Consider the following 13,040-nt stretch of genomic DNA (forward strand, 5'->3'; position numbering starts at 1 on the left):
GAAGAGGCCGGGGCAATTATCAAAGGTCTGCGTCTTCCACCACCCTCACCTTGTTTGCATCCAGCGCATAGGCCGCATCGGCCAGGTCATTGCTGACCTTCTCCACCTTCAGCTTGCCGCTGACCCACAGCGGTGTGTAGATGTCATCGATCTTCAGGCCTTTCGGGTAGCGCACCAGTACCAACTGGTTCGGCGGCGGTGGCGGCACATGGATGCACGCACCCGGGTACGGCACCAGGAAGAACAACGTGCTGTTGCCCTTGGCGTCACTCTCCAGCGGCACAGGGTAGCCACCCAGGCGGATGTCCTTGCCATTCATGGCCGCAACGGTCTTGGTCGAGTACATCACCGCAGGCAGGCCCTTGCTCTGCTTGAGGCCACCCTTGGCGGTAAAGGTGCCCATGGCTTCCGGCGAGTTGTGGTCGATTTCAGGCATTTGTTCCAGCGCCTTCTGGTCCGACTTGGGCATCAGCTCCAGCCAGTCGGTTTCGGGCAGTTCGGCATGGGCCAGGGTACTGGCCAACAGCAAGGGGACGAGGAAAAAGGCACGCATGAAAATGCTCGGCAACTCGAATGAATTGCCGAGCATTCTAACCAGTAATCAGCGTTTCTTGATGAATCCGTAGATCACCAGCAGCACCACGGCACCGACCAGCGCGCCAAGGAAGCCCGCCGCTTGCCCAGCCTGGTATATACCCAGCGCCTGACCGCCATAGGTAGCCAACAAGGAGCCGGCAATACCCAGCAGGATGGTCATGATCCAGCCCATGCTGTCATCGCCCGGCTTGATGAAGCGGGCCAGCAGGCCGACGATGAGGCCGATGAAGATGGTTCCAATGATACCCATGGCAATCCCTCTGCAGTGAAGTTGGAACAAGCCAAAGCCTAGACGGGCTTCGGCTTGTTGCCACATTCAGAGGGCATGCCGCTTGCAGAAGTTCGATTCGAAGCCCGATCAGTTGCTGATCAGCGCCTCTACTTCGGCAATCTTGCGCTCGAGGGTGGCCATGTCAGGGCAGCGCAGGGTGGCGTGTCCTACCTTGCGGCCAACCTTGAAGGCCTTGCCGTAGTGGTGCAGGTGGCAGTCCCCGATGGCGACAACCTTGTCCACGGCCGGCACTTCACCGATGAAGTTGAGCATCGCGCTCTCGCCCACCTTGGCGGTCGAGCCAAGTGGCAGGCCGGCCACGGCACGCAGATGGTTCTCGAACTGGCTGCACTCGGCGCCTTCGATGGTCCAGTGCCCGGAGTTGTGCACGCGCGGGGCGATTTCGTTGGCCTTCAAGCCACCATCAACTTCGAAGAACTCGAAGGCCATCACGCCAACGTAATCCAGCTTCTGCAACACGCGGCCGACGTAATCTTCGGCCAGAGCCTGCAGCGGGTGTGCCTGGCTGGCCACCGACAAGCGCAGGATGCCGCTCTCGTGGGTGTTGTGCACCAGCGGGTAGAAGCGGGTTTCGCCATCGCGGCCACGCACAGCCACCAGCGACACTTCGCCAGTGAACGGCACGAAGCCTTCCAGCAGGCATGGCACGCTGCCCAGCTCGGCGAAGGTACCCACCACGTCTTCTGGCGTGCGCAGCACCTTCTGGCCCTTGCCGTCGTAACCCAGGGTACGGGTTTTCAGCACGGCCGGCAGGCCGATGCTTGCCACTGCGGCGTCCAGATCGGCCTGCGAGAGGATGTCGGCGAAGGCCGGGGTGGGGATGCCCAGGTCGCGGAACATGCTCTTTTCGAACAGGCGGTCACGGGCGATGCGCAGCGATTCGGCGCTGGGATATACCGGCACGAACTGCGAGAGGAAGGCCACGGTCTCGGCCGGGACGCTTTCGAACTCGAAGGTGACCAGGTCGACTTCGTCGGCCAGCTGACGCAGGTGGTCCTGATCGCCGTAGTCGGCACGCAGGTGCTCGCCCAGGGGCGCAGCGCAGGCGTCCGGTGCCGGGTCGAGGAAGGCGAAGTTCATGCCCAGCGGGGTACCCGCCAGGGCCAGCATGCGGCCCAGCTGGCCGCCACCGATTACACCGATCTTCATGGGTTGAGCCTCAAGCCTGGCGCGGGTCTGGGTTGTCCAGCACAGTGTCGGTCTGTTCCGTGCGGAACTGCTTCAACGCCGCGTGGTACTGCGGGTACTTGGCGCCCAGAATGCTGGCCGACAACAGGGCAGCGTTGACCGCACCGGCACGGCCGATGGCCAGGGTGGCAACCGGTACACCGGCAGGCATCTGCACGATCGACAGCAGCGAATCGACGCCCGACAGCATCGACGACTGCACCGGCACGCCCAGCACCGGCAGGTGGGTCTTGGCGGCGCACATGCCTGGCAGGTGGGCTGCGCCACCGGCACCGGCGATGATCACCTCGATGCCACGGCCCTCAGCCTCCTCGGCATACTGGAACAGCAGATCCGGGGTGCGGTGGGCGGAAACCACCTTCACTTCGTAGGGAATGCCGAGTTTTTCCAGCATATCGGCGGTGTGGCTAAGGGTGGACCAATCGGACTTGGAGCCCATGATCACGCCAACCAGTGCACTCATCGTCGAGCCTCTCCTGCAAGCGCCTTCTGGCGCGCTAAAAGCAACAAGCCACGCAGGTGGGCCGGCGTGGCTTGTCATACGGATTCTGAATCGACCAGGTCGGCCGAAGGCGCGGGATTGTAACGTATTTAAAGGCTGGCCGCCCACCCCTACAAGCACATGCCGGATCAAAGGGCAAGCTGTCTCGTGGGACAACTTTTTCCTGCTGCCTCGGGGTCGACGAGTGCTGCACGCTCGCAGCCCTTAACTCGCGCACTTTGGTACGTCTACATGAAAACTCCATGCTTTTTCGCACTTTCGTTTGGCCTGGTACTCAGCTTGCAATTGCCAAGTGCTTCGGCGGCCCACTCGCTCACCGTCACCGTCTATGTGCACGACGACCTGGCCGATATGCACGACGGGCAATTGAACGAAGACTTCTTCCAGCATTGGCTGAACGAAATGCGCCGTTTCAGCCAACATCCCATCGAAGTGATATTTCAACGCAATGTAAAACACATAACCGATATTGCTTATGCAGGAATGCCGTCCGAAAAGCTCCTGGAAGCTTTCAGCCAGCAGGTGTATGCACAACAGCGACACCGGCTCTACTCACTCATGGACAAACATCTCCTGCTCACTCGCAACAGCTACGATCATAGCGGCCTGAACTACAACGCCGGCTTGGCCTATTTCAAGCAGAAAACGGCCATTGCCTCTGTGGCCGCATACGGTGCTGCCGCTCATGAAATTGGCCATCTGCTAGGCGCCACGCATGAAGACGCCGAACTGAAGTTCAATGGCTGGGTGTGCGAAACGTACACGCACCCCCGTGTACCGGCACGATCCAACTGCTACCGCTACAGCGACAGGAATCGTGCAAATATCACTGATTACCTGACATACAACTCAAATTGACGCTTCACCTTGTGCGCCAGACGACTCCAGCTTGCGCCATAGCAAGCGTACGTTAGCCTTACGCACCAAAGCACAGCGGTACAGGCGGATTTCCAGCGGCACATGCCATTGGCTACCGCCGCAGATCGCCAGTTCACCGCGTTCGAGCTCGCCACGCATCGACAGGCGCGGCACCCAAGCGATGCCCATGCCCTCCAGGGCCATGCTCTTGAGGCTGTCGGCCATGGCGGTTTCGTAGACGGTGGTATAACGCAGGTTGCGCTGGCGCAACAGCAAGTTGACCGAGCGGCCGAGGAATGCGCCGGCGGTGTAGGCTAGCAACGGCACACTGCCCTCGCCCTCCAGGTCGAACAACGGCTTGCCATCGGCATCCACGGCGCACACCGGCAGCATTTCAGTGGTGCCCATGTGCAGCGACGGGAAGATCTCGGCATCCATCTGCAAGGCCGCGTCCGGGTCATAGAACGCCAGCATCAGGTCGCAGCCGCCTTCGCGCAGTGCATGCACAGCATCTCCGACGTTAGTCGCAACCAGGCGGGTGGCGATGTTCAAACCGTCGTTGCGCAGCTGGGCCACCCAACGGGGGAAGAAACCCGACGCCAAGGAGTGTGCCGCAGCTACCTGCACCACTTCGCCCTGCCCGCCTTCCAAGTGATGCAAATGGCGGAGAATTTCGCTCAACTGGTCGACAACAGTACGCGCTGTGACGAGAAATAGCTGACCTGCCTCGGTCAGCTCGATGGGTGTGCGAGAGCGGTTCACCAGTTGCAGGCCTAACGCCGCCTCAAGGCTGCGAATGCGCCGGCTGAAGGCCGGTTGGGTCACGAAACGCCGCTCTGCGGCCTGGGAAAAACTGCGGGTAGCGGCCAGAGCACTGAAGTCTTCCAGCCATTTGCTTTCAAGGTTCACGAAGCACATCTCCCGGCGCGCACCAAAATGGAACACGCTCGAATATCAATTGGCGTCACATGAAACACTATGCCGTTTGTGCATAGGTTAGCGTGCAATAGCATTGGCCGCAAAAACACCTTCAGGCCTAGGATTGGCGCCATTCCGGCATGTGCCGGGTCAAAATCGAGATGATATACATCATGTCCTCTGCTGCATCGTTCCGCGTCGAAAAAGACTTGTTGGGTACCCTTGAAGTTCCTGCAGATGCCTACTACGGCATCCAGACCCTGCGCGCTGCCAACAACTTCCACCTCTCCGGTGTTCCGCTGTCGCACTACCCGAAGCTGGTCGTGGCCCTGGCCATGGTCAAGCAGGCCGCTGCCGACGCCAACCGTGAGCTGGGTCACCTGAGCGATGCCAAGCACGCTGCCATTTCCGCAGCCTGCGCCCGCCTGATCAAAGGCGATTTCCACGACCAGTTCGTGGTAGACATGATCCAGGGCGGTGCTGGTACTTCTACCAACATGAACGCCAACGAAGTCATTGCCAACGTTGCGCTGGAGGCCATGGGCCACCAGAAGGGTGAGTACCAGTACCTGCACCCTAACAACGACGTGAACATGGCGCAGTCGACCAACGACGCCTACCCGACCGCAATCCGCCTGGGCCTGTTGCTGGGTCACGACGCGCTGCTGGCCAGCCTTGATAGCCTGATCCAGGCCTTCGCTGCCAAGGGTAAAGAATTCGACCACGTACTGAAGATGGGCCGTACCCAGCTGCAGGACGCCGTACCGATGACCCTGGGCCAGGAATTCCGCGCCTTCGCCACCACCATGACTGAAGACCTGCAGCGCCTGCGCTCGCTGGCTCCGGAACTGCTGACCGAAATCAACCTGGGCGGTACCGCCATCGGTACTGGCATCAACGCCGACCCTGGCTACCAGGCCTTGGCCGTACAGCGCCTGGCCACCATCAGCGGCCACCCGCTGGTACCGGCTGCCGACCTGATCGAAGCCACCTCCGACATGGGCGCCTTCGTGCTGTTCTCCGGCATGCTCAAGCGCACCGCGGTCAAGCTGTCGAAGATCTGCAACGACCTGCGCCTGCTGTCCAGCGGCCCGCGCACCGGCATCAACGAGATCAACCTGCCAGCGCGTCAGCCAGGCAGCTCGATCATGCCAGGCAAGGTCAACCCGGTTATTCCAGAAGCTGTGAACCAAGTGGCCTTTGCCATCATGGGCAACGACCTGGCCCTGACCGTCGCCGCCGAAGGTGGCCAGCTGCAGCTGAACGTAATGGAGCCGCTGATCGCCTACAAGATCTTCGACTCGATCCGCCTGCTGCAACGCGCCATGGATATGCTGCGCGAGCACTGCATCGTCGGCATCACCGCCAACGAACAGCGCTGCCGTGAACTGGTCGAGCACTCGATCGGCCTGGTTACCGCACTGAACCCGTACATCGGCTACGAGAACGCCACCCGTATCGCCCGCGTTGCCCTGGAAAGCGGCCGCGGCGTACTGGAACTCGTGCGCGAAGAGAAGCTGCTGGACGACGCGATGCTCGACGACATCCTGCGTCCGGAAAACATGATCGCTCCACGTCTGGTTCCGCTGAAGGCGTAATCAGGCCGCTGTAAACAGTCTCACCAGGTCGAGGGACTAGACACCTCTCAACCTTTCCAAGGCCCGAGCGCTTGCTTCGGGCCTTTTTTTTGCCTGAAGGTTTTAGAGGGCGCTTTGCAGGCCTTTGCGACACCCGGCGCGCCGGCAGGGTATGTGGTTTGCCTGCAGCCTCGGATATCGGCACACAACTTGCTCCATAATGCGTCCCAGTCCAACGGGATTACCCAGCATGCTGCACAGCCACCTGACCACCCTCAACGCAGTTTCGCTGATCCTCAACGTCTTCCAGGCAGACGGTTGCGAGGCGTCGGCGTTGCTGGCCGGCAGCGGCATTGGCCCGGCAGACCTGGGGCATGCCGATGCGCGCATCACCACCCAGCAGGAGCTGCAGGTTTGCGCCAATGCTGTGGCCCGGCGCGAGGACATTGGCCTGGAACTAGGCCAGCGCATGCGCGTGTCGTGCTACGGCATGCTCGGTTACGCGCTGCTCTCCAGTGCCACTTTGGGTGACGCCCTACGCCTGGCGCTGCAGTATCCGGCACTGCTGGGAACAGTCTTCAAGCTGCGCTTGCTCGACGACGGCCAACGTGTCTGGTTCAGCGCCAGCGATTACCAGGACAGCCCGGCGCTGAGCGCTTTCAACGCCGAGTTCTGCCTGGTGTCGCTGAAAGTCATCTGTGACGACCTGCTTGGCCGCCCGTTGCCGCTGCTTGGCGCACGCTTCGAACACCCTCGCCCTGGTTACCACGCGCTCTATGCCGGAGCGTTTCAATGCCCGATCGGTTTCGCCGCCGAGGACAATGCCTTTGCCTTCGAACGGCGATGGCTGGATATGCCGCTGCCGCTGGCCGACCCGATTACTCACAAAGCCATGAGCGAGCGCTGCCGGCGCCTGAACCTTGAATTCACCGGTCGCCAGGCATGGCTGGGACGGATTCGCCAGCTGCTGGCGCAGCAACTGGACGCAGCGCCCGGGCTGGAAGGGCTTGCGCGGCAGATGAACTGCTCTTCGCGCACCCTGCGCCGGCATTTGCAGGCGCTGGGCAGCAGTTATCAACAGCTGCTGGACGAGCTGAGGTTCGAGCGGGCCAAGCAGTTGCTGGCCGATGAACAGATGCCGATCTACCGGATTGCGGAGACTTTGGGGTTCAGTGAGACGGCCAGTTTTCGGCATGCCTTCCAGCGCTGGAGTGGCGTGGCGCCCAGCCATTTTCGTGGTTGACCTGTTCTGGCCTCTTCGCGGGTAAACCCGCTCCTATAGGGGTGTCACGACCCCTGACGCCCTGGTGGCCATTGTAGGAGCGGGTTCACCCGCGAAAGGGCCGGGCCTGCCTGCCAATGCCCAAAGGCCGTTCACGGTTGCCGCCGCTGCCTTACCCGCGAAAAGGCCGGATAGGTCACCACCCATCCGGCCAAAGACCTTGGCCATATCGATCCCCTTTTGGCCGTTTGCGTCGTTCTCCCCTGCTGATCAGCCCATGACAATGGACCCACGCCAGTCCCACCGGAGAACAACAATGCTGACGATCTATTCCGATGACCACCGCCTGCACCACGGCCGCTGCGAGCTGATCGATGGCAAGCTGATGCCCTGTTTCGAAATGCCTTCGCGCGCCGACCATGTGCTCGACCAGGTGAAAAAACGCAACCTTGGCGACATCCAGGGCCCGACCGACTTCGGCCGTGCGCCGTTGCTGCGCATTCACAGCGCCGATTACCTGGATTTCTTCGAAGGCGCCTGGGCCCGCTGGGCTGCACTGGGCCACGAGGGTGACCTGCTGCCCTTCACCTGGCCGGCCCGCACACTGCGCCAGGTCAAGCCGACCGGCCTGCATGGCGAACTGGGTTACTACAGTTTCGATGCCGGCGCCCCCATCACCGCGGGTACCTGGCAGGCGGCCTACAGTGCTGCGCAAGTTGCCCTGACCGCCCAGGCAGCGATTCAGCAAGGCGCCCATGCCGCGTTCGCCCTGTGCCGTCCGCCAGGGCACCACGCTGCCGGCGAAGTGATGGGCGGCTACTGCTATCTGAATAATGCCGCCATCGCCGCCCAGGCCTTCCTCGACCAAGGTCGACGCAAGGTCGCCATCCTTGACGTCGACTACCACCACGGCAACGGTACGCAGGACATCTTCTACAACCGCGACGACGTGCTCTTCGCCTCGATCCACGGCGACCCGCAGGACGAATTCCCGTTCTTCCTCGGCTATGCCGATGAAACCGGCGAAGGCGCAGGCCAGGGCTACAACATCAACTACCCCTTGCCCGCCGGTAGCGACTGGGCCGCCTGGAGCGCAGCCCTGGAGGATGCCTGCAAGCGCATCGCCAGCTATGACGCCGACGTGCTGGTCATCTCCCTGGGTGTGGACACCTTCAAGGATGACCCCATCTCGCAGTTCAAGCTGGACAGCCCGGACTACCTGGAAATGGGCAAGCGCATCGGCCAACTCGGCAAGCCGACCCTGTTCGTGATGGAAGGCGGCTACGCTGTGGAAGAAATCGGCATCAACGCGGTCAATGTGCTGGAAGGCTTCCAGCGCGCCCAGTCAGGAGCCCGATAATGGTCCGACTCAAACGTCTGCTCGCCCCATTCATCGCTGCCACCCTGTTCGCAGGCGCCCTGCATGCGCAAGCCGAGCAGCGCACCCTGCGTGTATATAACTGGTTCGATTACATCACCCCGCAGACCTTGACTGCCTTCCAGAAGGACAGCGGCGTGAAGCTGGTGTACGACATCTTCGACACCAACGAGGCGCTGGAAGCCAAGCTGCTGACCGGCAACTCCGGCTATGACGTGGTAGTACCGTCCAACGTGTTCCTCGCCAAGCAGATCGAAGCAGGGGTGTTCCAGCCGCTGGATCGCAGCAAGCTGCCGAACTGGCAACACCTGGACCCGGCACTGATGAAGCTGATCGAAGCTAACGACCCGGGCAACAAGTTTGCCGTGCCGTATATGTACGGCACCGTGCTGATCGGCTTCAACCCGGCCAAGGTCAAGGCTGCACTCGGCGACAACGCGCCGGTGGACAGCTGGGACCTGATCTTCAAGGAAGAGAACATCGCCAAGCTCAAGCAGTGCGGCGTGGCCCTGCTCGACTCGCCGTCGGAGATTCTACCGCTGGCGCTGCAGTACCTGGGCTTGCCGCCGAACAGCGACAAACCGGCGGACTACAAGAAGGCCGAGGAACTGATGCTGAAGATTCGTCCGCATATCACCTACTTCCACTCCTCGAAGTACATGGCAGACATCGCCAATGGCGACATCTGTGTGGCAGTGGGCTACAGCGGCAGCTTCTCGCAGGCAGCCAACCGCGCCCGTGAGGCGAACAACGGCGTGGTGGTGGACATGCGCCTGCCCAAGGAAGGCGCACCGATCTGGTTCGACATGCTGGCGATTCCAAAGGGCGCTGCGAACCCGGAGGATGCGCATACGTTCATCAATTACCTGCTGCGGCCAGAGGTGATTGCGCCGATCAGCGACTTCGTGGGGTATCCGAACCCGAACAAGGATGCGACCGACAAGGTGAATCCGACGATTCGCAACAACCCCAACCTGTATCCGACGGCAGAGGCGATGGCCAAGCTGTATACCCTCAAGCCTTTGACGCGAAATGCCGAACGGGCCAGGACCCGCGCCTGGACGCGGATAAAGTCCGGTACGTGATGTTGAACCGGGGGCTGCTTTGCAGCCCCCCTTCATTTTCTCCAGACTTTGCGTAATTTCATCAAGGCTTCGGCTATCTCGCCCTCCGGCACCGCCGCGAAGCCCAGCACCAGACCCGCCCGCTTATCCACAGGCACCTCGCAGTCCGCCAACCAGAAATTGCTCAGTGGCGTCACTTCCACTCCCACCGCCTCAGCCTTGGCCACCAACTCCTGCTCCCGAGCAAAGTTATCCACATCGACCTTCACATGCAGCCCAGCCGCCACTTCCGGCATTGCACCCAACCCCGGAATATCCACAGGCCAACCGGCCTTGAGCACATCGCGCCGCTTCAATGCCGCCTTGCGCATACGGCGGATATGCCGCTGAAAATGTCCACGGGCCATGAACTCGGCCATCACGCACTGGCTGCTGACCTCCGAATGCCGCACCGCTATAGCTCTGCCCTGGCTGAAGGCCTGCACCAGTTTCGACGGAAGCACCAGGTAGCCTAGACGCAACGCCGGGAAGGCGATCTTGCCGAAGGTGCCGACATACAGCACCCGCCCGTGCCGGTCGAGCGCTGCCAGCGGGGCCAGCGGCGCACCGCTGTAGCGATATTCGCCGTCGTAGTCGTCCTCGATGATCCAGCCGTCACTGCGTTCAGCCCAGGCAAGCAATGCCAGGCGACGTGCAAGGCTCATGGTCACCCCTGTCGGGTATTGGTGTGCAGGCGTGACATAGGTCAGTCGGCAATCGGTCAACTGTTCCAGCCGGCCGCAGTCCAGCCCGTCTTCATCCACAGGCACGCCACACACCCGGCCGCCCGCGAGCGTGAAGGCATGAGCGGCCGCCCGATAGCCTGGGTTTTCCACAGCCACACCGTCGCCCGGTTGCAGCAGCAGCTGTGCACAAAGGCTGATGGCCTGCTGCGCACCGCTTGTGATCACAATTTGTTCAGCCGTACAGCTCAGCCCCCGCGAGCGGCGTAGATAGGCCGCTATCAGATCGCGCAAAGCCGGCTCGCCAGCGGGGTCACCATAGCCCAGTTGTGCAGGCGATGGGTTGCGCCAGAAACCCGCCTGTAGCTTGGCCCAGACGTCAAACGGGAACAGGTCGAATGCTGGAATACCAACGCGAAAAGCACGCGGCGCACCGCTTCTGGGCGGTGGCAAATGGTTGTTTTTCAGGCGCTGCAGAGGCGCGCTGATAAGCCTCCCGCTGGATAAATCCTCAGTATTTTCTTCACGAAATGTGGATAAACCTGTTGATAAGCCCAGGGATAACCCTGTGGATACTTGTGTGGACAGTTTTGGCAGCCGGCTAACGTAGGTGCCATCACCGACCCTGCTTTCGATGAAGCCCTCGGCATACAGTTGATCGTACGCGCGCACCACGCTGTTGCGTGAAAGAGCCAACATGGCAGCCAGGTCGCGCGTAGCCGGCAGACGAGTACCACTGCTCAGGCGCCCATCCAGTACCCGCGCTCGCAACGCCTGATATAGCTGCTGGCTAAGCCCGCGGCTGCGATCCAGGGCGATCCCGGCAGGGTCGAAAGGCAGTATGAGGGGCGACTCGCGCATGATATTGGACCTATGAAAACAGGCATTAATGGATCTTACCCAGAACCAATAGCCTGCCTAGGATGGAACCATTCGACAAGGATCCCGCCATGTACAACAGTAAGCCGCACCAGGAACACGACCTCACCCGCTTGCACCAGCACATGCTAGACACCCGCCTGGCCGTTCTGGTCAGCCAGGGCGAACAGGGCCTTCTGGCCACGCACCTGCCGGTGCTGGTCGATACCGCCGAGGGCGATTTCGGCACCGTGTATGCCCACCTGGCCCGGGCCAACCGCCAATGGCAAGACCTGCAGCACGGCGGCGAAGCACTGCTGGTATTCCCCGGCGCCGATGCCTATGTCAGCCCCGGCTATTACCCAAGCAAGGCCGAAAACCCCAAGGTGGTGCCAACCTGGAACTACCTGGCGGTGCACGCTTATGGCCCGGCCGAAGTTATCCATGAGGCCGAGCCGCTACTGGCTATCGTAAGCCGCCTGACCGACCGCCACGAACAGGGTCGCAGCGAACCATGGAAAGTCACCGACGCCCCTGCCGACTACATCGAGGGCATGCTCCGCGCCATCGTCGGCATCCGCCTGCCCATCGCGCGCCTGCAAGGTGCGCGCAAGCTCAGCCAGAACCGCTCCGGGCAAGACATCGCTGGTGTGCGCGAAGGCCTGAGCGCCAGCCCCGATCAACTGGACAATCAACTCGCGGCGCACATGCGCCAACTCTGAAGGAATAGCCCATGCCCAACCTTACCCTGCGCCCTGTCACGGCCCAAGATCACGCAGCCTGGCACGCCCTGTGGCAGGCCTACCTGCACTTCTACGAGACCGAGTTGGCCGATGCCGTCAGCCTGAGCACCTGGCAACGCCTGCTCGACCCCAGCGAGCCAACCCATTCGGCACTGGCCTGGGTCGACGGCAAGGCGGTGGGGATGGTCAACTTCATCTACCATCGTTCCAACTGGAGTATCGAGAATTCCTGCTACCTGCAGGACCTGTATGTGGACAGCACGCAACGTGGCCTGGGCATTGGTCGACAGTTGATCGAGCACGTCTACACCACTGCCAAGGCCGACAACTGCATCAAGGTGCACTGGCTGACCCACGAAACCAACGCCACCGCCATCAGCCTGTACCAGCAGGTTGCCGAGCGCTCGGGCTTCATCCAATTCCGCAAAGGCTTGTAGGCCGCACATGACAGACGCATTGAACTGGAAACCCGCCGCAACCCCCAAGGCCGAGCCCATTGAAGGCCGCTTCATCCGCCTGGAGAAGCTCGATCCAGGGCGCCACGGCGAAGACCTCTGGGAGGCACTGCAGGGGCCGGCCTCCGATCCGGTGCTGTGGGACTACCTGCCCTACGGCCCGTTCGCCGAACGCGTCGCCTTCGACCGCTGGCTGGAAGGCAACGCTGCTGGCCGCGACCCGCTTTTCTACACCGTCATCGACCGCGCCAGTGGCCAGGCCCAAGGCATCCTCAGCCTGATGTCGATCGTGCCTGAACACGGCCGGATCGAGATCGGCCACATTGCCTTCGGTGCCGCCATGCAGCGCACGCCCAAGGGTACCGAGGCGGTGTACCTGCTGGGCAAGCTGGGCTTCGCGCTGGGTAATCGACGGCTGGAGTGGAAGTGCAATAACGCCAATGCCCGCTCCAAACGTGCGGCAGAGCGATTCGGCTTCGTCTACGAAGGGGTGTTCCGCAAGCACCTGGTGGTGAAGGACCATAACCGCGATACGGCGTGGTATTCGATTACCGATGATGAATGGCCGGCGGTGGCTGCCGGGTTTGAGCGGTGGTTGAGTGAAGAGAACCAGCAGCCGGGTGGCCAGGTGGAAAGCCTTGAGATGTGCCGCAAAGGTTGAGCGGT

14 protein-coding genes are annotated in these 13,040 nt (G+C 61.7%); 8 read left to right on the top strand and 6 right to left on the bottom strand.

From position 1 onward, the window contains the following. Positions 1-19: 19 nt before the first annotated feature. The 4 genes from V7787_RS24165 to purE form a co-directional block, all read right to left on the bottom strand. A complete protein-coding gene (locus V7787_RS24165) occupies positions 20-553 on the bottom strand; it encodes a DUF3299 domain-containing protein (RefSeq protein ID WP_162497233.1) in 534 nt (177 codons plus the stop codon). 48 nt (positions 554-601) lie between these two features. Continuing rightward, positions 602-847 (bottom strand): GlsB/YeaQ/YmgE family stress response membrane protein, encoded by a 246-nt coding sequence (locus V7787_RS24170; protein ID WP_003253308.1) that lies wholly within the window; start codon positions 845-847, stop codon positions 602-604. A 108-nt stretch (positions 848-955) separates the two neighbouring features. Beyond that, entirely contained in the window at positions 956-2,038 is a 1,083-nt protein-coding gene (locus tag V7787_RS24175) for a 5-(carboxyamino)imidazole ribonucleotide synthase (protein WP_010955825.1), read from the bottom strand. 10 nt (positions 2,039-2,048) lie between these two features. Continuing rightward, positions 2,049-2,540, bottom strand: a complete 492-nt coding sequence (gene purE / locus V7787_RS24180) for a 5-(carboxyamino)imidazole ribonucleotide mutase (protein ID WP_003253304.1) — start codon at positions 2,538-2,540, stop codon at positions 2,049-2,051. A 270-nt stretch (positions 2,541-2,810) separates the two neighbouring features. Here purE and V7787_RS24185 point away from each other — a divergent pair, with 270 nt between their 5' ends. Next, on the top strand, positions 2,811-3,437 hold the full coding sequence (locus V7787_RS24185; protein WP_003253301.1) for a zinc-dependent metalloprotease family protein: 627 nt from the start codon (positions 2,811-2,813) through the stop codon (positions 3,435-3,437). Here V7787_RS24185 and V7787_RS24190 read toward each other — a convergent pair. Beyond that, positions 3,429-4,346 (bottom strand): LysR substrate-binding domain-containing protein, encoded by a 918-nt coding sequence (locus V7787_RS24190; protein WP_003253299.1) that lies wholly within the window; start codon positions 4,344-4,346, stop codon positions 3,429-3,431. The genes V7787_RS24185 and V7787_RS24190 overlap by 9 nt on opposite strands. 182 nt (positions 4,347-4,528) lie before the next feature. Here V7787_RS24190 and aspA point away from each other — a divergent pair, with 182 nt between their 5' ends. The 4 genes from aspA (at position 4,529) to V7787_RS24210 (ending at position 9,617) form a co-directional block, all read left to right on the top strand. Next, complete coding sequence (gene aspA, locus V7787_RS24195) at positions 4,529-5,953, top strand: aspartate ammonia-lyase (RefSeq protein WP_029380744.1); 1,425 nt, start codon at positions 4,529-4,531, stop codon at positions 5,951-5,953. 229 nt (positions 5,954-6,182) lie between these two features. After that, positions 6,183-7,175, top strand: a complete 993-nt coding sequence (locus tag V7787_RS24200; protein ID WP_020191297.1) for an AraC family transcriptional regulator — start codon at positions 6,183-6,185, stop codon at positions 7,173-7,175. Between the two features lie 295 nt (positions 7,176-7,470). Next, positions 7,471-8,514: a histone deacetylase family protein gene (locus V7787_RS24205; protein WP_064491875.1), complete on the top strand. Its 1,044-nt coding sequence runs from the start codon at positions 7,471-7,473 to the stop codon at positions 8,512-8,514. Next, a complete protein-coding gene (locus V7787_RS24210; RefSeq protein ID WP_010955830.1) occupies positions 8,514-9,617 on the top strand; it encodes a polyamine ABC transporter substrate-binding protein in 1,104 nt (367 codons plus the stop codon). Before V7787_RS24205 ends, V7787_RS24210 begins: the two co-directional genes overlap by 1 nt. Before the next feature lie 32 nt (positions 9,618-9,649). Here V7787_RS24210 and pdxR read toward each other — a convergent pair whose 3' ends face one another. Next, on the bottom strand, positions 9,650-11,179 hold the full coding sequence (pdxR, locus tag V7787_RS24215) for a MocR-like pyridoxine biosynthesis transcription factor PdxR (protein ID WP_064491874.1): 1,530 nt from the start codon (positions 11,177-11,179) through the stop codon (positions 9,650-9,652). Positions 11,180-11,268: 89 nt separating this feature from the next. On the opposite strand from pdxR, the gene V7787_RS24220 reads away from it, so the two are divergent. The 3 genes from V7787_RS24220 to V7787_RS24230 are packed head-to-tail and all read left to right on the top strand — an operon-like array spanning position 11,269 to position 13,035. Further along, positions 11,269-11,898 carry an FMN-binding negative transcriptional regulator gene (locus tag V7787_RS24220; protein WP_010955832.1) on the top strand — a complete coding sequence of 210 codons (630 nt, stop codon included), beginning with the start codon at positions 11,269-11,271 and terminating at the stop codon, positions 11,896-11,898. A gap of 11 nt (positions 11,899-11,909) precedes the next feature. Beyond that, a complete protein-coding gene (locus tag V7787_RS24225; protein WP_003253286.1) occupies positions 11,910-12,356 on the top strand; it encodes a GNAT family N-acetyltransferase in 447 nt (148 codons plus the stop codon). 7 nt (positions 12,357-12,363) lie between these two features. Further along, on the top strand, positions 12,364-13,035 hold the full coding sequence (locus tag V7787_RS24230) for a GNAT family N-acetyltransferase (RefSeq protein WP_064491873.1): 672 nt from the start codon (positions 12,364-12,366) through the stop codon (positions 13,033-13,035). Positions 13,036-13,040: the final 5 nt, after the last annotated feature.

This window comes from Pseudomonas sp. CGJS7, from assembly GCF_036961695.1.

Coding starts and splice junctions, on each gene's coding strand:
- V7787_RS24165 (WP_162497233.1), bottom strand. CDS start 553: ATGCGTGCCTTTTTCCTCGTCCCCTTGCTGTTGGCCAGTACCCTGGCC.
- V7787_RS24170 (WP_003253308.1), bottom strand. CDS start 847: ATGGGTATCATTGGAACCATCTTCATCGGCCTCATCGTCGGCCTGCTG.
- V7787_RS24175 (WP_010955825.1), bottom strand. CDS start 2,038: ATGAAGATCGGTGTAATCGGTGGCGGCCAGCTGGGCCGCATGCTGGCC.
- purE (WP_003253304.1), bottom strand. CDS start 2,540: ATGAGTGCACTGGTTGGCGTGATCATGGGCTCCAAGTCCGATTGGTCC.
- V7787_RS24185 (WP_003253301.1), top strand. CDS start 2,811: ATGAAAACTCCATGCTTTTTCGCACTTTCGTTTGGCCTGGTACTCAGC.
- aspA (WP_029380744.1), top strand. CDS start 4,529: ATGTCCTCTGCTGCATCGTTCCGCGTCGAAAAAGACTTGTTGGGTACC.
- V7787_RS24200 (WP_020191297.1), top strand. CDS start 6,183: ATGCTGCACAGCCACCTGACCACCCTCAACGCAGTTTCGCTGATCCTC.
- V7787_RS24205 (WP_064491875.1), top strand. CDS start 7,471: ATGCTGACGATCTATTCCGATGACCACCGCCTGCACCACGGCCGCTGC.
- V7787_RS24210 (WP_010955830.1), top strand. CDS start 8,514: ATGGTCCGACTCAAACGTCTGCTCGCCCCATTCATCGCTGCCACCCTG.
- pdxR (WP_064491874.1), bottom strand. CDS start 11,179: ATGCGCGAGTCGCCCCTCATACTGCCTTTCGACCCTGCCGGGATCGCC.
- V7787_RS24220 (WP_010955832.1), top strand. CDS start 11,269: ATGTACAACAGTAAGCCGCACCAGGAACACGACCTCACCCGCTTGCAC.
- V7787_RS24225 (WP_003253286.1), top strand. CDS start 11,910: ATGCCCAACCTTACCCTGCGCCCTGTCACGGCCCAAGATCACGCAGCC.
- V7787_RS24230 (WP_064491873.1), top strand. CDS start 12,364: ATGACAGACGCATTGAACTGGAAACCCGCCGCAACCCCCAAGGCCGAG.